This window comes from Sorangium sp. So ce119 (genome assembly GCF_051524405.1).
Lineage (GTDB): Bacteria > Myxococcota_A > Polyangia > Polyangiales > Polyangiaceae > Sorangium > Sorangium cellulosum_G.
In genome coordinates this window covers 7,602,042-7,625,984 of the sequence record NZ_CP150310.1, presented here as the reverse complement: position 1 = coordinate 7,625,984, position 23,943 = coordinate 7,602,042, and the positions used below count along the sequence as shown (strand labels likewise).

Annotated in this window: 23 protein-coding genes; 10 read left to right on the top strand and 13 right to left on the bottom strand. The window is 73.0% G+C overall.

What is annotated here, in order from left to right; genetic code table 11:
- The first annotated feature begins 3 nt into the window (after window positions 1-3).
- Together WME76_RS28740 and WME76_RS28735 are read left to right on the top strand one after the other, a co-directional pair.
- Window positions 4-186 carry a hypothetical protein gene (locus tag WME76_RS28740; RefSeq protein WP_081426496.1) on the top strand — a complete coding sequence of 61 codons (183 nt, stop codon included), beginning with the start codon at window positions 4-6 and terminating at the stop codon, window positions 184-186.
- Window positions 183-545, top strand: coding sequence for a hypothetical protein (locus tag WME76_RS28735; RefSeq protein WP_437955455.1), 363 nt, complete (start codon window positions 183-185; stop codon window positions 543-545). Before WME76_RS28740 ends, WME76_RS28735 begins: the two co-directional genes overlap by 4 nt.
- 271 nt (window positions 546-816) lie before the next feature.
- On the opposite strand, the gene WME76_RS28730 is transcribed toward WME76_RS28735, so the two are convergent.
- Both WME76_RS28730 and WME76_RS28725 read right to left on the bottom strand, forming a co-directional pair.
- Window positions 817-1,221, bottom strand: a complete 405-nt coding sequence (locus WME76_RS28730) for a hypothetical protein (protein ID WP_437955454.1) — start codon at window positions 1,219-1,221, stop codon at window positions 817-819.
- A gap of 377 nt (window positions 1,222-1,598) precedes the next feature.
- The gene (locus WME76_RS28725) at window positions 1,599-1,817 is read right to left on the bottom strand and encodes a hypothetical protein (RefSeq protein ID WP_437955453.1); all 219 of its coding nucleotides are present in this window, start codon (window positions 1,815-1,817) and stop codon (window positions 1,599-1,601) included.
- Between the two features lie 552 nt (window positions 1,818-2,369).
- Between WME76_RS28725 and WME76_RS28720 the strand changes: the two genes are divergently transcribed.
- The 4 genes from WME76_RS28720 (at window position 2,370) to WME76_RS28705 (ending at window position 8,604) form a co-directional block, all read left to right on the top strand.
- Window positions 2,370-3,446, top strand: coding sequence for a DUF72 domain-containing protein (locus tag WME76_RS28720; RefSeq protein ID WP_437955452.1), 1,077 nt, complete (start codon window positions 2,370-2,372; stop codon window positions 3,444-3,446).
- Window positions 3,447-3,577: 131 nt separating this feature from the next.
- A complete protein-coding gene (locus WME76_RS28715; RefSeq protein WP_437955451.1) occupies window positions 3,578-6,868 on the top strand; it encodes a hypothetical protein in 3,291 nt (1,096 codons plus the stop codon).
- Between the two features lie 69 nt (window positions 6,869-6,937).
- The gene (locus tag WME76_RS28710) at window positions 6,938-8,041 is read left to right on the top strand and encodes a deoxyhypusine synthase family protein (RefSeq protein ID WP_433928102.1); all 1,104 of its coding nucleotides are present in this window, start codon (window positions 6,938-6,940) and stop codon (window positions 8,039-8,041) included.
- On the top strand, window positions 8,038-8,604 hold the full coding sequence (locus tag WME76_RS28705) for a hypothetical protein (protein ID WP_437955450.1): 567 nt from the start codon (window positions 8,038-8,040) through the stop codon (window positions 8,602-8,604). The genes WME76_RS28710 and WME76_RS28705 overlap by 4 nt, the downstream gene beginning before the upstream one ends.
- Before the next feature lie 18 nt (window positions 8,605-8,622).
- On the opposite strand, the gene WME76_RS28700 is transcribed toward WME76_RS28705, so the two are convergent.
- Genes WME76_RS28700 through WME76_RS28685 form a run of 4 tightly spaced genes read right to left on the bottom strand, consistent with a single transcriptional unit; the run spans window position 8,623 to window position 12,621 of the window.
- A complete protein-coding gene (locus WME76_RS28700) occupies window positions 8,623-9,783 on the bottom strand; it encodes a homogentisate 1,2-dioxygenase (protein WP_437955449.1) in 1,161 nt (386 codons plus the stop codon).
- Window positions 9,783-10,934: a 4-hydroxyphenylpyruvate dioxygenase family protein gene (locus WME76_RS28695; RefSeq protein ID WP_437955448.1), complete on the bottom strand. Its 1,152-nt coding sequence runs from the start codon at window positions 10,932-10,934 to the stop codon at window positions 9,783-9,785. Before WME76_RS28695 ends, WME76_RS28700 begins: the two co-directional genes overlap by 1 nt.
- 38 nt (window positions 10,935-10,972) lie before the next feature.
- Window positions 10,973-11,647, bottom strand: a complete 675-nt coding sequence (gene maiA / locus WME76_RS28690) for a maleylacetoacetate isomerase (RefSeq protein ID WP_437955447.1) — start codon at window positions 11,645-11,647, stop codon at window positions 10,973-10,975.
- Window positions 11,644-12,621, bottom strand: a complete 978-nt coding sequence (locus WME76_RS28685; protein WP_433928093.1) for a fumarylacetoacetate hydrolase family protein — start codon at window positions 12,619-12,621, stop codon at window positions 11,644-11,646. The genes maiA and WME76_RS28685 overlap by 4 nt, the downstream gene beginning before the upstream one ends.
- A gap of 132 nt (window positions 12,622-12,753) precedes the next feature.
- Here WME76_RS28685 and WME76_RS28680 point away from each other — a divergent pair, with 132 nt between their 5' ends.
- Entirely contained in the window at window positions 12,754-15,213 is a 2,460-nt protein-coding gene (locus WME76_RS28680) for a substrate-binding domain-containing protein (RefSeq protein ID WP_437955446.1), read from the top strand.
- A gap of 52 nt (window positions 15,214-15,265) precedes the next feature.
- On the opposite strand, the gene WME76_RS28675 is transcribed toward WME76_RS28680, so the two are convergent.
- Both WME76_RS28675 and WME76_RS28670 read right to left on the bottom strand, forming a co-directional pair.
- Window positions 15,266-15,619 (bottom strand): DUF1801 domain-containing protein, encoded by a 354-nt coding sequence (locus WME76_RS28675; protein WP_437955445.1) that lies wholly within the window; start codon window positions 15,617-15,619, stop codon window positions 15,266-15,268.
- Between the two features lie 255 nt (window positions 15,620-15,874).
- Window positions 15,875-17,281 (bottom strand): NAD-dependent succinate-semialdehyde dehydrogenase, encoded by a 1,407-nt coding sequence (locus WME76_RS28670; protein WP_437955444.1) that lies wholly within the window; start codon window positions 17,279-17,281, stop codon window positions 15,875-15,877.
- A 212-nt stretch (window positions 17,282-17,493) separates the two neighbouring features.
- Between WME76_RS28670 and WME76_RS28665 the strand changes: the two genes are divergently transcribed.
- The 3 genes from WME76_RS28665 to WME76_RS28655 are packed head-to-tail and all read left to right on the top strand — an operon-like array spanning window position 17,494 to window position 19,751.
- Window positions 17,494-18,477: a hypothetical protein gene (locus tag WME76_RS28665; protein ID WP_437955443.1), complete on the top strand. Its 984-nt coding sequence runs from the start codon at window positions 17,494-17,496 to the stop codon at window positions 18,475-18,477.
- A complete protein-coding gene (locus WME76_RS28660; RefSeq protein ID WP_061617733.1) occupies window positions 18,474-19,220 on the top strand; it encodes a metallophosphoesterase family protein in 747 nt (248 codons plus the stop codon). The genes WME76_RS28665 and WME76_RS28660 overlap by 4 nt, the downstream gene beginning before the upstream one ends.
- A gap of 36 nt (window positions 19,221-19,256) precedes the next feature.
- A complete protein-coding gene (locus tag WME76_RS28655; RefSeq protein ID WP_437955442.1) occupies window positions 19,257-19,751 on the top strand; it encodes a metallophosphoesterase family protein in 495 nt (164 codons plus the stop codon).
- A 19-nt stretch (window positions 19,752-19,770) separates the two neighbouring features.
- Here the strand turns inward: WME76_RS28655 and WME76_RS28650 are convergent, their stop codons facing one another.
- From WME76_RS28650 to WME76_RS28630, 5 genes are all read right to left on the bottom strand, one after another.
- Window positions 19,771-20,592, bottom strand: a complete 822-nt coding sequence (locus tag WME76_RS28650; protein WP_437955441.1) for an alpha/beta hydrolase — start codon at window positions 20,590-20,592, stop codon at window positions 19,771-19,773.
- Window positions 20,593-20,688: 96 nt separating this feature from the next.
- Complete coding sequence (locus WME76_RS28645) at window positions 20,689-21,348, bottom strand: glutathione S-transferase family protein (protein ID WP_437955440.1); 660 nt, start codon at window positions 21,346-21,348, stop codon at window positions 20,689-20,691.
- A 142-nt stretch (window positions 21,349-21,490) separates the two neighbouring features.
- Window positions 21,491-22,036, bottom strand: a complete 546-nt coding sequence (locus WME76_RS28640; protein WP_437955439.1) for a hypothetical protein — start codon at window positions 22,034-22,036, stop codon at window positions 21,491-21,493.
- 115 nt (window positions 22,037-22,151) lie between these two features.
- Window positions 22,152-22,619, bottom strand: a complete 468-nt coding sequence (locus WME76_RS28635; RefSeq protein ID WP_437955438.1) for a peroxiredoxin — start codon at window positions 22,617-22,619, stop codon at window positions 22,152-22,154.
- A gap of 104 nt (window positions 22,620-22,723) precedes the next feature.
- Complete coding sequence (locus tag WME76_RS28630) at window positions 22,724-23,932, bottom strand: serine/threonine-protein kinase (RefSeq protein WP_437955437.1); 1,209 nt, start codon at window positions 23,930-23,932, stop codon at window positions 22,724-22,726.
- Window positions 23,933-23,943 lie beyond the last annotated feature (11 nt).

Genomic DNA, 23,943 nt, shown 5'->3' with positions numbered 1-23,943 from the left:
CGCATGCAGAAGCAGGGAGCATTGAAGCGGCAGAAGGAACGCGCACGGCAGGAGAAGCAGCGCGAGAAAGACGCGAACCGCGTCGCGCGCCGCAGGGAAAAGGGGCCTGGCGACAGCGCTTCACCGGGAGAGGATCCGGACATCGCAGGGATCATCCCCGGGCCTCAGCCTCCGGTCGTCGAGTGAAGACCGCAGCGCCGAGCCTGGGCGCCGAGAGCGCCCCGTCCGAACCAGCGAGCGATCTGGACAGCTCGGCGCAGACCACCGCGCGGCAACAGTTCATCGAGCAGAGCGCGACCACGCTCGGCCAGGCATGGGCGAAGCGGTGGCGGCAAGACCTTCATCGCGAAGGCCGCCCCGCCGCCGGCGGGTGGCCCGGAACGCTGCGTGAAGCGCGAACTCAGGTCGAGATCACCCTCCCCACCGAGATGCTCCACCGCAAGATGGCGGCCATCACCGGCGTGGAGCGCGAGCTCGCGGCCCGAACCGCGTACGCGAGCGCCCGCAACGAGTGGCGCCGGCATCTCGAGCCCGAGACGCCGTGATCCGGCCGTCTCGCCCGGCGCTCTGAGCCGCCGGGCGGAACGAGAGCGCCTCCTCAGGCCCGGCCCCGCGGCCAGGCTGCTTCCCACGACGCTTTCTCACGATCTGCTGTGCGGTCCGACCGGTCGGTCGACCTCGCCCGGAGTGATGCGGGATCCCCGCTCGTTCCCGGTGCGCTCGATGGCCTGACGGCTGGGTGGGCTCGGCCGTTGGCGACGTCCGTCCGATGGCGCCTCGTCGCCCGAGGCGCGCCTCGGGCGACGACCGCTCGTCCTAGGCGTCGGCGCCGGCGCGGTACGTGGCGGTGGCGACGTAGCGGAGGACCCTGGAGCAGAACTCGCCACCACAGCTCCCCCGACAGGCGCACTCACCCTCGAAGCGCGCCGCGCCCGACTGGAGGGCGCTCAGGATCTCCCGCGTCACGTCGTAACCGCCGTTGTCGCAGGAGGAGTACGAGCACGGCATCTCGAACAGCGCGTGCGCGTGCTCGACGACGACTCGGCGGATGTATTGCGTGTCGTTGGCGAGCCCATTGGACCGGGTCTCGCGGATCTCCAGGTTCAAGCTCGCCAGCTCCGGGACCTTCTGAAGGAGCTTGCCAGCCGCCTGCTCTCGCTTGCCGCGGAGGAGCATGCGCTCTTCCCGCTCGATATTCCTGCGACGATTCGCTGAATACATCGACCACCTCTCGCTCGCAGGAATGCACCAAGCCCCTGCCCTCACTCAGTATAGCGCAGGTGAGGGGGCCGCGCATGCACAATCTGGGCTCGCCAGGATGGCGTCGATCGACGACGAGCTGGTGTAACGGAAGAGCGCCTGCGTCGGATCCGGCGTCGCGCGGGACAGCCAATCACGGCGGCGCGCCGCGCTGGCCGCCGCGCCCGAGGAACCCTGTGCGGAAGACCTCGACGGGAATGACGAACACAGGAGCGCGCGAGGCAAGCTGAACCATTTCACGCCATCCCGATCCCATTGCGCTCCGCGCCGTTCCGTCCCGTTCCGAGCGCGTGGCCGGGAGGTCGGCGCGGCCGCGGTTCTTCGCCGCCTCCGCGCGCTCAGTCCTCGTCGGCGAGGACGAGCCCCTCCAGCTCGGTGAGGTTCGTCCTCGCGGCCTTCAGCTTCGTGAACGCCTCCTTGACGACCTCGCTGACCGCCATCTTGTCCGCGCGCGGCGCGACCTGTATCGCCCCGAGCGCCTGCTCGAGGTTGCCCTCTGCAGCGGCGATCTCCTGCTTCGCCGCCGTGACCTTTTCCAGGAGAGTCTTCTTGTTCATCGACTTGGCCTTTCGACGTGCTGCGCGTCGCGAGGAGCACTTCACCCGCGAACCGCGGCGAGGTAGGGCGCGGGCGCCCTTCGGTCCGGGCAGCAAGGCAGCATAGGCCAGGTCCCGGCCCGAAGGGGGCCGAAGCGAACACAGGCGGCGCCGGCCGGCGCGGGGCGCCTCGAACCACCGCTCCGGCGCGGCGACCTGAGCCGGCCGCCGCCTCGGCGCGTCGGCGGCAGCGGCCGCTGGACGGATGGGGCGGTCCGGTCGGGCGGAGCAACAGCGGGACCCCTCTCTCGAGGGGTCGCCTGCGGGGCACGTCGTCGCGGCGCGCTGGCGAGCCACTGCGGCCACCGATCTGCGCGACCCCCGGCGTGATCGCCTGTCGCATGAGAATCGGTGGGTGTTGAGCGTAATGGGGTGAGTGCGTCGAGCGAGCGTGGGGTCAGGGCGGGGGTGGGAGTGAAGGAGAGAGGAGCTCCGAGAAAATGTCGATCATCGCTCATCGCATCTCGGGAGAGCGCTTCCTTCGCCGGAGAACGGCCTTATGGTGTTCTCGATATGCGCGAAGCAGCCCTGTGCGACCCGCCGCGGTCGCCGTCAGAGGAGACTCCACACCAGCACGAGGAGCGGCTCGCGCGCGCCACCGCGCTCGCGGCCTGCGCGCCCGTGCCCGCCCGCCAGGGCCGCGTCCTCGCCGGGACCGCCGGGTGGACCGACCCCACCCTGGTGAAGAGCCAGCGGTTCTATCCGAAGGGCGCGTCGAGCCCGGAGCAGCGGCTCCGGTTCTATGCGTCCCAGTTCCCCGTCGTCGAGGTCAACTCGAGCTATTACGCGCTGCCCGGCCCGGCGATGGTCGAGCAGTGGGTCAGGCGGACAGACCCCGACTTCGTGTTCAACATGAAGGCGTTCGCGCCGCTCACGCAGCACCCGGTGGAGCCCGCCCGCCTCCCCGCGGACCTCCAGCGCGCCTTGCCGGGAGCGCTCCTCGACAAGCCGCGCCTCTACCCGGGCGACCTGCCGGCCGAGGCCAGGGACGTCCTCTGGGAGCGCTTCAGGCAAGCGATCGCGCCGCTGCAGGAGGCGCGCAAGCTCGGGTACGTGCTCTTCCAGTTCCCCCCGTGGTTCACGGCGACGCGCGGCAACGTGAGGGTCATCGAGGACTGCCGCGCGCGCCTCGACGGGGTTCCGCTCGCCGTCGAGCTCCGGCACGCGTCGTGGGGCGAGCCCGACCGGATCGAGCGCGTCGTGGACTTCCTGCGAGACCTCGGCGCCTCCTACGTCGTCGTCGACGAGCCGCAGGGCAAGGCGAACAGCATGCCTCCCACGGCCCTCGTCGCCGATCCGCGCCTCGTCGTGGTGCGCTTCCACGGCCGGCGCGCGGAGACCTGGGACGCGTCCGTCAGCGTGAGCGAGAAGTTCAGGTACGTTTACGACCCCGCGGAGCTCGATCCCTGGGCGGAGACCGTCGAGCGGCTCGCCGGACAGGCGGAGCGGGTCCACGCGATCTTCAACAACTGCGTGTCCAACTACGCCGTGCTCGGGGCCAAGGGGCTCATGGCGATCCTCGCCCGCCGCCGGGCCGCCGATCTGGAGCTGGAGAGCCCGCCGGCCGCGGCCGCGCCGACCGTCCACTGAGCCTCTCCCTCGACTCTCGGTGTCCGTGGACACCCTGGTTCGGCTGGAGTCTGGAGTCCGGGTGGGGGGATCGACGCCGCGAGCGGCCCGGGCGCCGACGCTGCCCAGGATCCAGGGTAGTCTCCGCGGCGATGACGCAGCTCAGAGCGGCGGGCGCTCCCCGCCTCGCAGCGCCGCCGCGCCGGTCGCAGGGGGCCGCCGTGCTCCTCGCGGCGCTCGCGCTCGTCCGCTGCGGGGGGGCGCCGCCCCGGCCCGCGGCGGGGGAGAGCCGCGCGCCCGCGGCGACGCCCCCGCCGCCGTCGGCGGAGCCGCTGCGCGCCCGCTGGGTCGACGCGAGCGGCGCGACAGCGATCGGCCCCCGGGTCGCCGGCGGCACGGTCGCGCTGCTCGGCGGCAGGCGCTTCCTCGTGGGGAGCGACGGCGCCGCGCGGCTGGAGACAGCGGCCTGCCCCGAGCCGCTGGTCGAGCTCACGCTCGTGCCGTCCGCCGCCGGCGCGCGGCTCGTGGGGCGCGGGGTCCACGGCGTCTACCGCTTCGACGATCCGCTCGGCGCGCCGGCGCTCCTCGCCCGGTCCGAGACCGAGCTCCTGCGCATCGGCGGCGGACCCGGCGTCGTCGCGGTCTGGGACGCGGCCTCCGACGTCCCGACCTTCCTCGACGTCGAGACGGGGCAGCCGCGCGCGCTGCCGGGCCTGCCCGCGCTGCCGCTCCGCGCGGTCGCGTTCCGGGACCTCCAGCAGGGGGCCGGGCTCTTCGAGGCGGCAGGGCTCGCGGTCACGGCCGACGGCGGCGCGTCGTGGCGCCCCGTCGCGCCGGCGCCGGGCGGCGACGGGCAGGCGGGCGACCCCGCGGACCTGCTCCGCTTCGACGGCCTGCGCCTGCGCGGCGACGACCTGCTCGCGCTCGCGCGGGGCTCGGCCCTGGCGGCCGAGCAGCGCGAGGCGCTGATCCACGTCGCCGAGGCGCGGCTCGCGCCCGCGCCGTCCGCGTCCCCTGCGCTCGACGGCCGCGCGACCGACCCCGGCGCGCCGCTGCTCCGCTGGATCCAGGCGACCGGGCGGCACCCGCTCGAGGTCGCGATCGCGAGCGGCGCCCGCGGGGCGGGGTTCGCTGTCGCGGCGAGCCACGGTCTCCTCGCCCGCGTGGACCTCGCCTCCGGCGCGCTGCTGGAGCTCGCGCCCTTCGGCCGCGGCGCCTGGGTCGACGCCTGCGGCGCGGGGCGCGCGGGGCGGTCGGCGTGGGTGGCCTGCGCGCTCGGCGACGAGGCGCCCGCGCGGCGCGACGTCCACGACCCCTTCGGCGTGCTCCAGGTCCCGCTCGCCGGCGGCCGCCTGGGCGGCGAGCCGCCCGTCGTCCTGCGGAGCGGCGAGGCCGAGCTCCGCGTGTCGCCGAGCGGCGGCGCCATGCTGCTCGCGCCGTGCGACGCGGACGAGGAGGGCAGCGCGTGCGTGCGCCAGCCGGGCGGGCAGTGGATCACGGTCCGCCCGGGCACCGACATCCACTGGCGCGGCGCCGGCCCGCTCTCCGACGGCCGGATCGCGATCGTGCGCGGCCTCTGGGACAGCGACGTCGCCCCCCGCGAGGCGCCTGCGGCCCGCCCGGCGCCCGCGCCGCGCGGCGGCGACGGCCGCGCGGGCGCCGCGCCCGGCGCCCACGTCGCGGTCATCGACGCCCGCGGCAGGGAGCAGCCCCTGATCCCGCTCGGCTGGCTGCGCGACGGGGGCGGCGACGTCCACGTGGTCAGCCCCATCGAGGAGGGGCACGACGGCGCCCTGTCGTTCGTCGTGGCCGACGAGGCCGGCGAGCTCACCGCCGTCGTCGCGCCTCCCGGCGGGCAGGCCTCGCGCACCCGTCTGGCCGGCGCCGCGCACGCCCTGATCCACGCCGGCCACGGCGTCGCCGTCGGGGAGGGGCAGGTGCTCGCGTCGTCCGACGCCGGCCGCTCGTGGGCGCCCGTCGAGGTCCCGGCCAGCGCCGCGCGCGCGATCGCGGAGCTCGGCGACCTCCTCGCCGAGCCCGGGGTGCTGGCCGTCAACGACGTCGGCCTGAAGATCGACGCTCACCTCCGCGTCGGCTGGGGGCCGGCGCTGCTCTTGAACAGGAGCGCGCCCGCCGCCGGGCCGGCGCCCGGGGCCGCGCCGCTCCTGCCGCACCGCCCGCCGCCGGCGCCCGCGCTCCCGGAGCGCGCGCTCGCCTGCTCGACGCAGCCGGGGCCGCCGGGCTCGCCGGGGGTGCCGCCGCCGGGCAGCGCGCAGGCGGCGCTCGCGCTGCTCGCGGGGGACGCGCGGCCGGGACCGGCCGGGCAGGGGCACGTCTCGTCGGCGAGCGACCGCCGCTGGGGCCTGCTCTCCACGGTCGCCGCGCTCGAGGTGCGCGCGTCCGACGGCGCCGCCGGGGGCGCCGGCCAGCGCGGCGCCCATGGCACGGGCGCCGCGGCGCGGCGGGCGACGTGGACGCTGCGCTGGCTCGACCCGACGGAGCTCCAGGGCAGGGTGCGCGCGTGGACGGGCCCCGCGCCCGAGGGCGTCGGCGGCGACGCGACCCTCGCGCGGTTCGCGGCGTCCGGCGACCGGGTCGTCTTCGGGGTGCGCGCCGCCGGCCGCGACCTCCTGGTCCGGGCGAGCCGCGGCGGCGGCGCCGAGATCGCCGAGGTGCCGCAGGAGCTGATGCCCGAGGCGGAGATCGCCTTCAGCGAGGCGCCGGACGGGCCCATCGCGTGGATCCGCGACGCGTGGCTCGTCGTGTGGTCCTCGGGCGAGGCGCCCCGGCCGATCGCCGCGCTCGCGGGCCGCGGCGCGCGCGCGCTCGGGCAGCCGACGAGCGCCGGCGTCCCGCTGCTGCTCAGCTTTCGCGATCTGGCGCTCGCCCGCACGGTGCCGATCCCTCCCGCGGAGAAGACCGCGCCGCGAGCGCCCGCGCAGGCGGCGGCGGAGAGGGGCGCGCGCGAGGCGCCGGCGCAGGGGCTGCCAGCGGGCGCGCTCGCGAAGGCCCCGCCGCTCCTGCCGCTCGACGGCTGGGAGATCGCCCCGAATGTCCGCACCGATCTCACCCGCCTGCCGGCGTGCGGTGCGCGCCCGAGCGGCGCGCGCTTCCTGCTGGATCGCGCGAGCGCCTTCGCGACCGTCGACGGCCACGGCGCGCCCGCGAGCGCGGCGGTCTATGACGTCCGCGTGTCAGGCGGTCACGCCTGCGTCGCGAAGATCGCCGCCCTGATCGATCCCGATCGGCGCGGCGAGGCGCGCCCCGGCGCGGGCCCGCCCGCGTTCGTGCGCGCCGATCTCGCGGCCCGGCGCGCCGAAGGCGGCGAGCTTGGGATCGGCGAAGGCGCTGGGAGACCCGGAGGAACCGCGCGCGGAACCCTGCGAGGAACGACGCCTCCAGCAGCGCGCCGCCTCGCGTGCTCCCTGCCTGTCCGGCCCTGAGCTCGCGCGCGCCGCGAGGAGCTTCGTGCTCGACGCCCTACCCCCCGCGCGGCTATATGTTCGCGCGCCATGTCCTCTTCGAAGCATCCGCGCTCCTCGCACCGCCATCTCGGCGATGGGGTTGAAGACAAGCTCGTCCCGCTCGAGGCGCTCGACCCGCTGAAGATCGGGTCGTTCGACGACCTGCTCCGCGCGATGAGCAAGACCGCGTTCAGCGGCCGCGCGCTCGGCGAGGCGTCCGACGTGCTCGAGGCGATGGTGCGCGACGAGGACTGCCTGGTCGTGGCGACCTTCTCGGGCGCGATGACCGTCGCCAAGATGGGCGTCGTCATCGTCCGGATGATCGAGGCGGGCATGATCGACTGCATCATCAGCACCGGGGCGCTCATGGCGCACGGGCTGAGCGAGGCGGTCGGCCTGACCCACTACAAGGCGAACCCGACCATCTCCGACGAGACGTACTTCGACAAGGGGTACAACCGCGTCTACGACACGCTCGAGATGGAGAAGAACCTCAACGCCATCGAGGTCTTCGTCCGGAAGGAGCTCGACAAGCTCGACCCCGGGTCGCCCTGGTCGAGCGAGATCATCTGCCGCCAGCTCGGCAAGGCGCTGGCCGACATGGGCGACTCGCCCGGCGTGCTCCGGAGCGCGTACCTCCGCAACGTGCCCGTCTACGTGCCCGCCTTCACCGACAGCGAGATGGGCCTCGACGTCGCGACGTGGATGCTGCGCAAGGTGAAGGCGCAGCACGGCGACAAGCCGGGCTTCGACGTGTGGCGCGAGGCCGTGCCGCCGCCGTACAACCCTTTCCTCGACCTCCTGAGCTACGCCCGCCTGGTCCGCACGAAGAAGCGGCTCGGCATCTTCACCATCGGCGGCGGCGTGCCGCGCAACTGGGCCCAGCAGGTCGCGCCGTTCTACGACATCGTCGGCGACCGCCTCGACATCGAGGTCGAGCACCCGCGGTTCCAGTACGGCGTCCGCATCTGCCCGGAGCCCGTGCACTGGGGCGGCCTCTCCGGCTGCACCTACTCCGAGGGCGTGAGCTGGGGGAAGTTCACCGCGCCGGGCGAGGGCGGCCGCTTCGCCGAGGTGTACGCGGACGCCACGGTCGCGTGGCCGCTGCTCGTGCGCGCGCTGCTCGAGCGGCTCGGCAAGATGCCGAAGTGAGGGAGCAGGCCCGCGTGCGCGCCGCCATGCCCCGCCCGTCGCGCCCCCTGCAGGCGCTCCTCTCCGCGGCCGTTGCCGGCGGCGCGCTCGTGGTCGCCGGCTGCCCCTCGCCGGACGAGCGCGCCTGCGACGCCGTCTGCGACTGCACCGGCTGCAGCGAGGCGAGGTACCTCGAGTGCCTCGACGAGGCAGAGACCACGCGGAAGGCCGCGGCGGAGGCGAGCTGCGCCGGCGCCCTGGACGAGCTCCTCGTCTGCCTCGAGGAAGAGCTCGAGTGCAAGGACGACGTGTTCTTCTTCGACGGCTGCGAGGACCAGGAGGCGCGCCTCGGCGAGTGCGGCATCTCCGTCTTCCGCACCGCCTGCGAGCTGGCCAACGATCGCCTCACGGAGTGCGGACAGGGCGCGCCCCTCGGGACCGACCCCGCGTCGTGCATCGGACAGACCGAGTGCAACGCGCGCTGCATCGCCGAGACGTCCTGCGCGGGGCTGAACGGGCTCGATCCGGAGGAGAACGTGCGCTTCGGCGAGTGCACGAACCTCTGCTTCTTCCAGATGCCCTGAGCGCTCGCCCTCGCGCGATCAGGCGCCCGCGATGAAGCTGTCCTGGTAGGCCGGGTCCTCGACAGCGAGCGCGGCCGGCGTGGCGGTGAGCGGGCGGATCGTGTCGAGCATGACCGCGAGCTCGCTCGTCTCGCGGCTCCCGAGGCTCGCCTCGTAGGCGCCCGGGTGCGGCCCGTGCGGGACGCCGGCCGGGTGGTGCGAGATGCTGCCGGGGCCGACGCCGCGGCGCGAGGTGAAGTTGCCGCGGCAGTAGAAAAGGAACTCGTCGCAGTCGACGGACGAGTGGGGGTAGGGGCAGGGGACGGCCTCCGGGTGGAAGTCGACCGGGCGCGGCACGAAGCTGCAGACGAGGGCGCCGCGCGCGGCGAACGTGCCGTGCCAGTCGGGCGGCAGGTGGACGAGCCCGACGCGCGGCTGGAAGCTCAGGATCGGGAACGCGAACGGGTACACCGTCCCGTCCCAGCCGACGACGTCGAGCGGCGAGCGCTCGCAGGCGAAGCCGTGGAACGCGCCGCCGCGCTTCACGACGAGCGCGCGGATGCCCTCGTCGAGCGGGCCGACGAACGTGGGCCGCCGGAAGTCGCGGTGCGAGTACGGCGCGTCCATCCGGAGCTGGCCGACCTCGTTGCGCCACTGGCGCGGCAGGTGGAGGCCCGCGGCCTCGATCGAGAGCCAGCGCTGGGGCGCGGCGTCGGGGAGGAAGCGGTAGAAGAGCCCCTTCGGGACGACGACGTAATCGTCCTGCTCGAAGCGCAGGTCGCCGAGCATCGTGCGCAGGACGCCGCCGCCCTGAAAGATGAAGAACAGCTCGTCGGCGTCCGCGTTCGCGAAGTACACCGGATCGGCGGCGTCGGGCTGGGCGAGCCCGATCACCACGTCGTCGTTGAAGAGCAGCGGCGCGCGGCAGTCGATCGCGGGCCCGCCGCGCCGCGGCAGGTCCTGCGACCGGTAGTGCCGCTTCGCGAGCGGGCGCGGCGGCGCGGCGACAGGCAGCGCGAAGCCGTGCGCGGCCGGCGCGGCCCGGTGCTCGTGCGGCCGGCGCTCGTGGTAGGCGATCGTGTAGGGGCCGTCGAAGCCCTCGCGCGTCAGGCACTCCTCGTAACGGAGCTCCCCCGCCTCGCTCCGCAGGGCGATGTGGTGCTTGCGGGGGACGGTGCCCGCGACGACGCGGTCGAGCATCAGCCGTGCCCCTCCGCCTTCTGCTGCCGCTCGATGCTCTCGAACAGCGCGCGGAAGTTGCCGGCGCCGAAGCCGCGGTCGCCCTTGCGCTGGATGAGCTCGAAGAAGAACGGTCCGGCGTCGGGATCGCGGTGCGTGCCCGACGACTCCTTGAGGAAGATCTGGAGCAGGTACGACCGCGCGCCGTCGCCGTCGACGAGCACCTCGAGCTCCCGCAGCGCCGCGACGTCCTCGTCGATCTGCTCGATGCCGAGCTGGCGCACGCGCTCGGGCAGCATGTCGTAGTAGGCGGGCGGGGTCGGCATGAACTCCACGCCCCGCGCGCGCATGCCGCGCACGCCCGTGAGGATGTCGTCCACCGCGAGCGCCACGTGCTGCACGCCGTCGCCGCGGTGCTCCTCGTTGAAGACGTTGATCTGCGAGCTCTTGAAATGGGGGCGGTAGGGCTCGTTGTTGGCGAACTTCACGCCCGAGCCCGGGTCCCACATCACGGCCGAGCGCAGGCCCGAGCCGTGGCCGGCGTCGCTGGCGACGTCGTTCGTGTGAAACGCGATCTTCCAGAACGGCTCGAGCCCGAGCACGTGCTCCATCCAGAGCAGGGCGGGCGCCATGGTCTGGAAGTTCGAGGTGATGTGATCGAACCGGGCGATGCCGAACCGGTTGTCGCCGCCGCGCGGCGCGTCGTGGGCCACGCAGCCGGGGAACAGCGCGGGGTAGCCGCGGCGCTCGACGAAGCGGAAGGTGGTGTCCCCGAACGGCGTCGTGATCGAGAACGAGGCGAAGGTGCCGCCGCCGTCGGTCGCGCGGTGGATCTCGTCGATCGGCGTGCCCCCGCGGCCGTCGAGCAGCCGGAAGGCGCGGTCGATGTCCTCGACCTCGAAGACGATCGTGCCCACCCCGTCGGGGTGCTTGCGCAGGTAGCGCCACGCCCGCCCGCCCTCGCCGAGCGGCTGCGAGCAGACGATGGCGCACTCGCCGGCCTGGAAGACGACGGACCGCTGCGCCGCCGCCGCGTTGAGCTCGGGCGAGCTCGCGGCGGTCTCCTGGAAGTCGAGCTTCTCCGTGTAGAACCTGCGGCTCCGCTCGAGGTCGCGCACGTAGTAGTGCAAGGCCTCCAACCGCTTGATGCCGATCGACTCCACCTTGGCCATCCGGGTCCTCCGTCGCGAAGGGTCCACGCCGCGTCGCGCTACGCGCCGTCCGGCACCGCGTCGGCCTGGCGGTCGGCGTGGGCGGCCTGGAAGGCGGGCAGCGCCATGCACGCCGCCTCGATCCGCGTGAGCGTCGAGAGCGGCGCGAGGTCGACCTCGTATCGCCGCGCGTTGTAAAGCTGGGGCACGAGGAACACGTCCGCCACCGTGACCTCGTCGCCGACGCAGAACCGCCCGGCGTGCTCGCCCGCCGCCGCCTGGAACGCGGCGAGGCCCGACCCGATGAAGCGCCGGGCGAACGCCCTCTGATCGCCGCCGAGCTCGTTCTGCACGTACTTCAGGGTGGCCGTGTTCTGCATCGGCTGGGTGCCGGAGTTGATCATCTCCGCGAGCTGCCGCGCCCTGGCGCGCAGGTACGGATCCGCCGGCAGGAGCGGCGGCGACGGGAACAGCTCCTCGAGCAGCTCGATGATGGCCACCGACTGCGACACGCGGCGGACGGCGCCGCCCTGATCGAGCTCGAGCAGCGGCACCTGCGCCATCGGGTTCCTGGCCCGGTAGTCGTCGCGGAGCTGCTCGCCGCCGTCCCGCACCAGGTTCACCGGCCGGTACGCGTGCTCGATCCCCTTGTGGGCGAGGGCGATGCGCACGCGCCAGCTGCACGAGCTGCGCCAGTAGCCGTAGAGCGTGATCCCCTGGACCGCGGCGCTCATCCGGCCACCACCCGCTGCGCGATGCGCCCGAACAGGCTCTCTCCCGAGCGATTCAGCATCTCGATCATGATCGTGTCTCCTGGCTTCATGAACGGCGTCCTGGCCACCCCGCCCGAGAGGATCTCGAGCATGCGCTTCTCGGCGAGGCACGACACCCCGCGCGCCGGGTCCTGGTTCGACACGGTGCCGCTGCCGAGGATCGTCCCGGCCGTGAAGCTGCGGGTCCTCGCGACGTGCGCGATGAGATCGAAGAACGAGAAGTGCATCTCTGGGCCGGCCTCGGGATCGCCGATGAGCGCGCCATTGTAGGTCGAGCGGAGCCGCAGGTGGACGCGCCCGTCGCGGAGCGCGTCGCCTAGCTCGTCCGGCGTGAGGGCGAACGGCGAGAACGCCGTGGCGGGCTTCGAGCTGAAGAACCCGAACCCCTTCGCGAGCTCGGCGGGGACGAGGTTGCGCAGCGTCACGTCGTTCGCCAGCAGGAACAGGCGGATGTGCCGGTGGGCCTCGTCGCGGCGCGTGCCCTGCGGGGTGTCGCCGAGGACGACGCAGACCTCGGCCTCGAAGTCGAGGCCCCAGGACGCGTCGGCCAGGACGATGTCGTCGGTCGGCCCGAGCAGGACGCCGGAGCCGCCCTGGTACACCAGCGGATCGGTCGTGAGCGTCTCGGGCGGCTCGGCGCCGCGCGCCTTGCGCACGAGCACGATGTGATGGATGTACGCGGAGCCGTCGATCCACTCGTACGCGCGCGGCAGCGGCGCGGCGAGCTCCTCGACGACGAGCGGCGAGACCGCCGCGCCGCCGCGCTCGATCGCGTCGGCGAGGCGGCGGAGCGCCGGCTCGGCGCGGTCCCAGTCGTCGAGCGCGGCCTGCAACGTGGGGAAGTCCACCCCTGCGGGCGCGTAGGCGAGCCCGTCCCGGCGGACGACGATGAGCGTGCCGTCGCGGCCGGGGCCGCGGAGAGAGGCGAGCTTCATGCGGGTGCGAGCTCCTCGTCGCGTTACGGTGGTCTCATCGTCTCCGCTTGACAAGCACGAGCCGGGTCACGCCTGCTAGGGCGCGTTCTCCCTTGTGCCCTGCGCAGCGAGTGACCGGCTGAACGGATCCGCATGAACACCGGACTGGATGTTTTCTCGACGCTCCATCACCTCGTGCAGCGCGCCATATCCAGCCTCCCCGGCGTACAGCGCGGCAGCCTGCTCGCGCGCGCGGGCCGGCGCCTCGCGTACAGGGCGGCCGTGGGGCTCGACGGCGTCCTCCCCGGCCGGCTGCACATGCCCTCGGACGGCGGGCTCGTCGGCGCGTCGGCGCCGTTCGGCCCCGCCGCGGCGCCCGAGGCGGCGCGCGGCCCGTGCCTCGTCCCCGCGGCGGCGTGGTACCGGGCGCACCTGCCCGAGGTCGCGGAGCGGCCCGGCTGGCCGCCCGAGGGCGCGCACGTGCTGGTCGTGCCGGTGCCGGTGTTCGGCGCGCCGGCCGCCTACCTCGCGCTGGAGCAGCCGGACGCGACGCCGCTCGCGGGCCCCTACCGCGCGCTGCTCGAGTCCGTCGTGGAGAGCGCGGGCGCCGCGCTCGAGCGGCGTGGGCTGTTCGAGGAGAAGGCCCAGGTCGCGCAGGAGCTGCGCCTGCTCGAGGACGTGCTGAGCGCGGTCGCCGAGTCGGTCGATCTCCTGGAGCTCATCGAGACGCTCGCGGACGGGATCAGGAGCGTGCAGACGGGCCCGCGCTGGAGCACCATCGACCTCGCCATCCTGGAGGACGCGGCGGGCGAGCGCCGCGCGGACGAGGGCGGGGAGGGCGGCGCGCCAGGCCCGCACGACCGGCGGACGATCCGCCTCTACAGGGCGCCGCGCCGGCCCCTGACGGCGTACTGGAACAACGTGCGCGACGGCGCGCTGGCCGCGGGGCGCGACCTCCGGGTCGCGGTGGAGTTCAGGAGCGGCATGTCGTCCGGGCCCGCGGCCCAGGAGGCGTCCCTCGAGGAGGGGATCCGCCGGCGGGTCAGCGGGATCGCGATCGCGCCCATCGATCCGGTGGCGCTGGAGCCATCCATCCGTCGCGCGGCCGAGGCGGGCATCCCGGTCGTCGCCATCGATTCACCGCCCGTCGAGGGCAGCGCCTGCTCGCTCTACATCGGCACCGACAACCGGGCCGCCGGGCGGATCGCGGGCGAGGCGATGCTGCGGCTCCTGCCGCAGGGGGGCGAGATCGCCATCCAGGTGGCCTCCGCCGCCGTGGCCAACGCCCGCGGCCGCATCGAGGGCTTCTGCGGGGCGCTCGCCGGCTCCTCGGTCCGCGTCGACTCGCTCTCGGAGAACCTGTTCGACCCGGATCGCGCGACCGAGCTCGGCCTGGAGGTGGTGCGGTCGAAGCCCTACCTCGCCGGCGCCTTCGGGGTGTGCAGCGAGAACGGCCCGGGCCTCGGCCGGGCGTCGATGGCGCTCGGGCGGTCCGGCGACATCAAGCTCATCGCCTTCGATCTCATCACCGCCACGGTCGCGATGCTCCAGGAGGGCGTGATCCACGCCGCGGTCGTGCAGCGCGAGTACGACATGGGGTACCGCGGCGTGCAGGCGCTCCGCGACATGGCGGCGCGCGGCGTCGCGGCGGCGCTCGCGGACCTGCCCGCGTCGCGCTCCATCGACACGGGGGTCGACCTCGTGACCGTCGAGCGGACGCCCTTCTCGATCGCCCTCTCGGATCACCTGGCCATGAGCTCCGCCCGCCGGATCGCGAACCGCAGGCTGGGCGCGGCGACGGGCGCCAGGGCGCTCGAGTTCCTGGTGATCGGGATGGCCGAGCGCGAGTGCCTCGTCAACGACGAGCGCGCGCCGGTCACGGACGACTCCCTGGTGGGCCGGGTGATGAGCGCGTGCTGCTCGCTCGTCATCGACACCGCGTCGAGCGAGTACCAGCGCTTCAGCGACGTCGCCGAGGCCCGCTTCAGCGGCGCGCGCACGATGGTCGGCGTGCCGCTGCTCTCGCGGGACGCGGTCCTCGGGGTCCTCGTGCTCGCTAGCCCGCAGCCCGACGCGTGCTCGCCGACCGATCTCGCGCTGCTCGAGCGCGTGGCCGCCGTGGCGGCCGTCGTGCTCGAGAACGCGCGGCTGCTCGCGCGGATCAAGGAGCGGACGAGGGAGCTCGAGTCGCTGAGCCGCCGCCAGGAGGCGCTGCTCGACACGATCGCCCGGATGGCGAGCCCGGTGGTGCCGATCGCGCCGGGCGTCCTGGTCATGCCGATCGTCGGCGCGCTGGACGCGCAGCGGTCCGGCCGCTTCCTCGAGGGGATGCTGCGGGAGATCACCGAACACCAGGCGCGCGTCGTGCTCATCGACGTCACCGGCATGGCGGTCGTCGACGCGGGCGCGGCGAGCCACCTCGCGCAGGCGGCGCGCGCCGCCGGGATGCTCGGGTCCGAGGTGGTGCTCGTCGGGATCGCGCCGGAGGCGGCGCGGCTCATGGTCGAGCAGGGGATCGAGCTCGACGGCATCGTCACCCGCTCCACGCTGGAGCTCGGGTTCTCGTACGCGCTCGGCAAGATGGGCGGGCGCGTCGTCTACCGGCGCGGCTGACCCGGGGCGGCGGCCCCGGCGCTCCTCGCGCCGGCGGCGCCCGGCGCTGCGATCAGCGGTCCCGGTGGAGCTCGAGCGCGGCCGCGACGAGCGCGGCGATCTTCGGGACGTCCACGTCCCTGGCGGAGCGGATGTGGACGTTCCTGGCCTGCTTGGCGTTGCCGGTGAGCAGGCCGTTCGGATCGGGCATCTCGGCGCCCTGCTCGAACCCGAGGTTCACGCCGAAGCGCTGCGGCGCGAGCCAGCAGATCTGGTGTTTGTGCCCGTCGCCCATGCGGAAGCTGATGATCCGCCAGCCCGGATACACCTGCTCGTGCACGTCGGGGATGAGGCGGAGGAGCAGCTTGCGCACGCGCAAGGTGAGCTGCTGCGCCTCGGGAGGGTACTCGCTCAGCAGCGCGGCCACGGCCGGATCGTCCGACACAATCGAAGACGGTAGGTCGCCGTGCACGAAGACGCAACCGGCTGCGCGCTCAACGCGACGTTCCGGTTCGGGCGCTTTCAATCCGTTGGGGCGGTGAGCGGTCACTCGCGATCACGCTGGATGAGCTGGGGTGACTCGGCGTGACTCGGCGTGACTCAGGGTGACTCGGGGTTACGCCGGATCACCCCGGGTTACCCCGGGCGACGCGGGGCACCTCGGTCGATCGGGTGACGCGGTTCACTCGGTCGCGGGCAGGCCTCTCGGCCGCTCGTCCTTGGCGATCCAGACGGTCTTGATGTTCACGAACTCGCGCAGGCCGTACGACGAGAGCTCGCGGCCGTGGCCGGACATCTTGACCCCGCCGAACGGCAGCCGCGGATCGGACACGACCATGCCGTTGACGAACACCTGGCCAGCCTCGACCTCCTCGATGAGCCGCTCGCGCTCGGCGGGGTCGCGGGTCCAGACGCTCGCCCCGAGCCCGAAGCGGGTGGAGTTCGCCATGGTGATGGCCTCGTCGATGTCGGTGACGCGGAAGACCGCGGCGACCGGGCCGAACAGCTCGTCGTCGGCGGCGGGGGAGGGGCTCCGCACGTCGGTGAGCACGGTCGGCGGGAAGTAGTTGCCCGGCCCCTTCAGCCGCTTGCCCCCGGTCAAGAGGAGCGCGCCCGCGGCCACCGACGCGCGCACCTGCTCCTCGAGCTCCGCGGCGATCTGCGGCGTGGCGAGCGGCCCGACGTCGACGGACGGGTCCATCGGGTCGCCGACCCGGAGGCGCCGCATGGCGGCGACGAAGCGCTGCTCGAACTCCGGCACGATCGACTCGTGGACGATGAAGCGCTTCGCCGCGATGCACGACTGGCCGTTGTTGATGATGCGCGCCTTGATCGCGGTCCCGACCGCCGCGTTGAGGTCGGCGCTCGGCAGGACGATGAACGGATCGCTGCCGCCGAGCTCGAGCACGACCTTCTTCAGATGCTTGCCCGCGTGGGCGCCGACGCTGCGCCCCGCGTTCTCGCTGCCGGTGAGCGTCGCGGCCGCGACGCGCGGGTCGGCGAGGAGGCGCGGCACCGCCTCGGTCCCGACGAGCAGCGCCTGGAAGACCCCCTCCGGGAACCCGGCGCGGCGGAGGACGTCCTCGATCGCGAGCGCGCAGCGGGGGACGTTCGAGGCGTGCTTGAGGAGGCCGACGTTGCCGGCGATGAGCGCGGGCGCGGCGAAGCGGAAGACCTGCCAGAACGGGAAGTTCCACGGCATGATGGCGAGCACCGGGCCGATCGGCTGGAACGCCACGTAGCTCTTGCCGGCGTCGGTCGCGACCTCCTCCGGGGCGAGCAGGCGCTCGGCGTTGTCGGCGTAGTAGCGGCACACGGTCGCGCACTTCTGGGCCTCCGCGACGGCGGATCCGATGGTCTTGCCCATCTCGATCGTCATCAGCCGCCCGAGCTGCTCCTTCTCGGCCTCCAGGATCTCGGCGGCGCGGCGGAGCCTCTGGGCCCGCTCGGCGACCTCGGTCCGTCGGAAGCTGCGGAACGCGGCGTGCGCGCGCGCCACCTTCTGCTCCAGCGCCGCCGACGAGAGGGGCTCGAACGTCTCGAGCGTCTCTCCTGTCGCCGGGTTGATCGTCGCGATCGCGGTGTTCACGGATGTGCCTCCTCTTCGAGCGCCGGGGGCCGCGCCCCGTCGCCTGCCTGCGCAGAGCGCGCCGAGCGATCCCGGCAGGCGAGCTTGGTCCAGACCCGCCTCTCCTTGCAATGGTCAGCGACGGCGGGCCCGCGCATCTTCCCTCCTCGTCGCCGGCGCGTGAGGGCGCAGGGGGGTCGCCATCGCACGTCCTGTTCATTACGCAGAGGGGGATGGTCCGCAGCGGATCCCCTGCCGCGAGCGACGCCGAGCGCGCAGCTTCAGCCTGGGCGTCCCGCGCCGGCGAGCGCGCGGCGCTGTCGCCTCCGGTCGATGATGCCGCCGGCCTGCTCTGCTGTGCGGGCGAGCTGGAGGTGCGGGTACGGGCGCTGGAGTCGCTGCTGTGCGCCGGTGTGCCGTTCATGGTGGCGGGCGCGTATGCCTTCTTTGCGTACACCGGCATCTTCCGGGACACGAAGGATCTCGACGTGATGCTGGAGGAGCGGGACGTGCCGGCGGCGTTCAGGGCGCTCGAGCGGGCCGGGTTCGAGACGGAGCTGCTCGATCCGCGGTGGATCGGCAAGGCGCACGCGGGCGAGCGCTTCATCGACCTCATCTTCTCGTCGAGCAACGGCCTGGCGGTGGTGGACGGCGGCTGGTTCGAGCACGCGCGTCCGGCCACGATCCTCGGCCACTCCTGCCTGATCGCGCCGGTCGAGGAGATCATCTTCACGAAGGCGTTCGTGGACGAGCGGGAGCGGTACGACGGGGCGGACGTGAACCACCTCATCTACGCGTGCGGCGACGAGATGGACTGGGAGCGGCTCCTCGCGCGCTTCGGTCCGCACTGGGAGGTGCTGCTCGCGCACCTCACGCTGTACCGCTTCGTCTATCCGGGCGCGCGGAGCCGGGTGCCCGGGTGGCTCATCGAGGAGCTCTGCCGGCGCACGCTGGAGCAGTCGCGGGCGGGCGACGCGCCGCTCCGGGTCTGCCGGGGGAACCTGATCAGCCGCCGGCAGTACCTCCACGATTACGAGAAGCTCGGCCTCGTGGCGGCGCCGCCCGCGCCCGAGCCCGAGGCGATGCGGGCGCCGCTGTGCCGGAAGGGTCGGCGGCCCGGGGCGCGGCAGCGCCTCGGCAAGGCGGCGGAGCCGGGCGGCCCGGAGCGCGCGGCCGTGGAGGTCGAGGCGTCGCGGCTTCGCAAGCCGGGGTCATGAGCGCCGGCGCGGCGGAGAACGGGGACCGCGGCAAGCGCCGCGTCGCGGCGGCCTCGGACCTGCATTGCCGGCCGGAGCACGGCGGCAGGATGCGCGAGCTCGTGCGGGCGGTGAACGCGGAGGCGGAGGTGCTCGTGCTCTGCGGCGATCTCACCGATCGCGGCCACCCCGAGGAGGCGAAGGTGCTGGCCGACGCGCTCTCCGGGCTGTCGGTGCCGTGCGCGGCCGTGCTCGGCAACCACGACCTCGATCGCGGCGCGAGCGCGGAGATCGCGAGGCTCCTCGGCGACGTGGGCGTCGAGGTGCTCGACGGAGATCACCTGATCTTGCGCGACGACATCGGGGTGGCCGGCGTGAAGGGCTTCATGGGCGGCTTCGGGAACGCGACGCTGCAGGCGTTCGGCGAGGGGCCGCTCAAGGCGTTCGTCCAGGAGGCCGTGACCGAGGCGCTGAAGCTCGAGGCGGCGCTGTCCCAGCTCGACACCGACAAGCGGATCGTGATCATGCATTACACGCCGGTGCTCGACACGACGGTCGGAGAGAACGTGGAGATCAGGCCCTTCCTTGGGACGAGCCGGCTGGTCGCGCCGATCGATCTGTACGGCGCGGACGTCGTCTTTCACGGGCACGCGCACCACGGGGCGCTCGAGGGGCGGACGCCGAAGGGGACCCCGGTCTACAACGTGGCGATGCCGCTGCTCAGGAAGCTGACCGGGAGGCCGTTCCTCCTGGTCGAGGTGTGACCGCGTGCGCCGGATGGAGCCCTCTGGGGAGCCCTCATGACGGACCGACGAGCGCCGCGGGAGCACCGGGTCGGCGTCATCTCGGACACGCACGGGCTGGTGCGTCCGGAGGCGCTCGCCGCGCTGGCTGGCTCGGAGCTGATCCTGCACGCGGGCGACGTCGGCGGCCCCGAGGTGCTCGCCGCGCTGGCGGCGATCGCGCCTGTGACGGCGGTGCGCGGCAACAACGACCGCGGGCGCTGGGCGGACGGCTTGCCGGAGCGGGCGACGGTGCGGGTGGCGGACGCGACCCTGTTCATGCTGCACGACATCAAGGAGCTCGAGCTCGACCTGGGCGCGGCACGGCTGTCGGCGGTGGTGGCGGGGCACTCGCACCGGCCCGCGATCCGGGAGGAGGGCGGCGTGCTCTTCCTGAATCCCGGCAGCGCGGGGCCTCGCCGCTTCAAGCTGCCCCTGTCGGTCGCCCGGGTGGTCGTGCGGGGCGCCGCGGTGACGGCCGAGATCGTGGAGCTCGGGACCAAGGCGCCGTAGGGACGCGCGCGCCTCGGGCTCAGTGCTTCTGCAGGAAGCCGCGTATCGCCCCGAAGTAGGCCGACGCGAAGGAGAGGAGTTCGTTGTGGCCGGCGCCGTCGATCAGGCGCAGCTCCTTGTTCTCGTGCGGGACGGCCGCGTGGTTCTCGCGGGCGTGGAACGGCGGGAGCAGGCTGTCGTGCGCGCCGTGCAGGGAGAGGACCGGGATCTCGACGTGCCTCAGGAGCTCCGAGTTCGAGAGGCGGCGGTGCGCCTCGTCGCGCAGCTCGCCGAGGTCGATCTGGAAGAGGGCGAGGAGGTGGCGCACGTCGCTGAAGCCGCTCTCGAGGATCAGCGCGCGGTACGCGTCGCCGCGGTCCCTGGCGATGCGCGAGGCGGGCGAGCTGCCGAGCGAGCGGCCGAAGAGCAGCGGCTTCGGCGGCCGGTCGAGGCCTGCCTCGCGGCTCTTCTCGGCGAGCTCCCGCTCGAAGAAGGCGGCGACGTGCGCGGGGTCGTCGTGGAGCGAGCGCAGCGTCGGCCGCCCGCCGCTCCAGCCGTAGCCGCGGTAATCGACGATGAAGAAATTCAGGCCGAGCTGCTGCCACGCCCCGGCGATGTCGTCGTAATCGGGGACGGTCTCGCCGTTGCCGTGGAAGGCGAGCACGGTCGGGCTCCGCGGGTCGGCCAGGTGCCAGCGCGCCCCGAGCGTCACGCCGGGGGCGACGGGAATGTCGTGGTCCGTCGCGCCGGCGGGCGGGTTCGTCTTCACCCGCCTGGGGTAGAAGACGCCGGCGGCGCGAGGGCTCGCGTCGAGCTCGCGAAAGAGCTCATCGAGGGAGCTGCTGGTCTCGTCGGTCGGCATGGCGTGATGGCTCTCCGTGGTACGGCAGGGGTGATGCAGATGCAGAGGACAGCGTATGTAGCGGATGCATTCGCTACCGGCGCAGGCCGTGCCACCTCACCCGTTGTTCGCGGCGACCTGCCCTGCCTTCCACCTGGCCCTGAAGGCGCGGTACGCCTCATCCATCTCGCCCCAGATCCTGCGCGTCAGCTCCTGACCCCCGATGAACTCCACGTAGCGCGCGAGCTTGGGCCGGCGGGTCAGCGCGTCGTCACCCTGCTCTGTCAGCATGGTGGCGTAGAACAGCCACGGAACCAGCGCACAGTCGGCCAGCGAGAGCGCCTCCGAGGCGGCGAATCCGTCCCCGGCCAGGAAGATCTCGAGCGCGTCGAGGCCCTTGTCGAGGCCGGCGCGCTCCGCCGCGGCGTCGATCTTGAAGCTCGGGTCGTTGGTCGCCCGCAGCAGCGACATGACGCCGCCGCAGTAGAGATCCACGGTGCGAACGACGAGGCGCACCCGGGCGCGGGCCTCGGGCGTGGCGCCGAGCAGCGATGGTGTGGGGAAGGCGTCCTCGAGGTACTCGCAGATAACGAGGCTCTCCGGCAGGAAGAAGCCGTCGTGCTCCAGCACTGGCATCTTTCTGAGCGGGTTCATCCGCTGGAACTCGGGAGTGCCCAGCGCCGCGCGGCTGAGCTCGAACTTCAAGCCCTTGGCATGAGCCTGCATGCAGACGCGCGAGACGAACGGAGAGCCGGCGGAGCCGTGAAGGATCATCATGGTCGTTCGCTTCCTCGTGTGGTGAGGAATCGCCATATCACCGCCGTACAGCGCGCACCAGGCCAGGGCGATAGCCCGCCGGTCCCGTCCCTCTCGAGCGCGTCCGCGAGCGCGCACCTCGAGAGGCCCATCTGCCGCCCGTTTATTCCTCGACCCCCCCGTCCACCGCCGGCACCAGCTCGATATCGACCTTCTGCGGGATGAAGTCCTCGCACATCTCGCTCATGACCGGCGTGAGCGTCTGCTCGAAGTCCTCGTAGCCAGTCCCCGAGATCTCGACCCGCGTCACCCCCGCGGTCCACAGCTCGCAGACGAGCGCCTCCAGCGCCTCGGGAGGAGGCGCTGCGCGATCGACGGCGCACACGAGGTTGGCCTCGTCGAGCGTCTTCCAGGTGGTCGGGTCGTCGAGGACGAAGGTCGGCTCTTCCGCCGCGCTCCACGCCACGCGAACCGTGGTGTCCCGCGGAACAGGGCCGCCCGGCGCGCGCACGGTGATCGTGAACATCGCCTCTCGCGGTCCCGCCGGGCACCCGCCCGCGCCGCCCACGCCCGAGCCGCCGGCCCCGCCGCCTCCCGCGCCGTCGCAGGCCCCCACGGCGGCGGCGGTCGCGAGCGCCGCCAGGGAGAGCGCCGCAAGCGCCGTGAGCGATAGGACTCGACCCGGCGCGAAGGAGGGGCGTGCAACCACGAAGACGGCAGGATAGGGGCGCAACTCCGGCAAATCCAGCGGGAGCAGGCTTTGTACAGGCCCGTCCCGCTGGCTCTCCGCGCTACCCCCTCACGCTTCCCTGGCGGTCTTCAGCTCAGGCCTGGGCCTTGAGCTCGGCGATGTCGTTGAGGAGCGCCTGCTCGTGCCCGTCCGGCTTCACCTTCAGGTACGTCTTCCGCAGGACGCCCTGCGGATCGATGACGAACGTCGTCCGGTCCCAGTACATGGTGCCTTTCCACTCGCTCTGCCCGACGCCCGCGGACTTGAGCAGCTCGTGGTTCGTGTCGGCGAGCAGATCGATGGTGAACGAGAACTTGTCGCAGAAGCTCTTGTGCGACGCGACGTCGTCCTCGCTGACGCCGACAACGGCGATGTCGGCCTTGTCGAAGTCCTCCTTGGAGGCGGTGAACGACTTGCCCTGGATGGTGCACCCCGGCGTGTCGTCCTTCGGATAGAAATAGACGACGAGCCATTTGCCCGCGAAATCCTCGAGCTTCACGGTCTTGCCGTCCTGGTTCGGCAGGGCGAAGCGCGGGAACGGCTTTCCAATTTCGACGCTCATCTTCTCTTTGCCTCTTCTGTGGGCCGGAGGATGGCTCCTCCCGGCCGGTGACAGGTGATGGGACGGCCGAGCGGCGCGGTCGTCGCGCCGCCGCCCGCGCGGGATCAGCGCGGGATGAGCCCCCGGAACCAGGCCGCGACCGACGAGGACGACTCGTCCTGGTGCATCGAATCCGGCCCTTCCAGCTCATCGGCCAGCCCCCCGAGAGGCCCCTCGCTGCGCGGCGGCGAGGAGCCCTCGCGCTCCTCTCCGTGCATCAGGCCCGTGGCCCCGTCCAGGGTGGGGAGCAGGCTGAGCCCGCTGCCGCCCGCGGTCGGCTCCTTCGTGAGCGACTTGAACTCGAGGAGCATCATGTCGATGAGCTCGGCGATCTTCTGCGTCCCGTCGACAGCCCGGGCCGGCCCGCCCTTGGCGCGCTCCACGAGCGCGGCGACGTCGTCCTCGCTCACCGGGCGGCCGTAGCGGTAGAGGAAGCGGGTGAGGTCGCGACCGAGGTCGCGCGCGGCGCGGTAGCGGGCGTCCGGGTCGCGGGCGAGCGCGCGGCGGATGATCTGCTCCAGGTCGCGCGGCACCTCGCTGTTGAGCTGCTGGAGCGACGGGATCACCGCGTCGCGCACGAGCCGCACCGTGATGTAGTCCGAGTCGCCGAGGAAGAGCCGGCGCCCGGCGAGCATCTCCCAGAGGATGATCCCGAGCGCGAAGATGTCGACGCGCTGGTCGACGCCCTGCTCGAGCACCGTCTCCGGCGCCAGGTAGCCGAACTTGCCCTTGATGATGCCCGCGTCGCTCTCGGCGAGCTGGCTCGACGCCTTCGCGAGCCCGAAGTCCACGATCTTCACCTCGCCGTAGCGGGTGATGAGCACGTTCGCCGGGGTGATGTCGCGGTGGACGATCTGGAGCGGCTTGCCGTCCGCGGTCGCAAGATCGTGCGCGTAGGCGAGGCCCTGGCACATCTTGGCGGCCATGAACGCGGCGACCTCGACGCTCATCGGGCGGCCGACCTTCTTCTGGTGCTCGAGGAGGGCCCGCAGGTCGGCGCCGTCCACGTACTCCATGACGATGAAGTAGGTGCCGTCGCCGACCCCGATGTCGAACACCGACACGACGTTCGAGTGCGACAGGTGCGCCGAGAGGCGCGCCTCGTCGAGGAACATCGCGATGAACTGCTCCTTCTTGCTGAGCTGCGGCAAGACGCGCTTGATCGCGACCTGCTTCTTGAACCCCTCGATCCCCGCGCTCTCCGCGACGAAGACCTCCGCCATGCCGCCGGAGGCGAGGCGCTTGATGACCCGGTACCGCTGCTGCTCGGACATGCCCTGCTCGT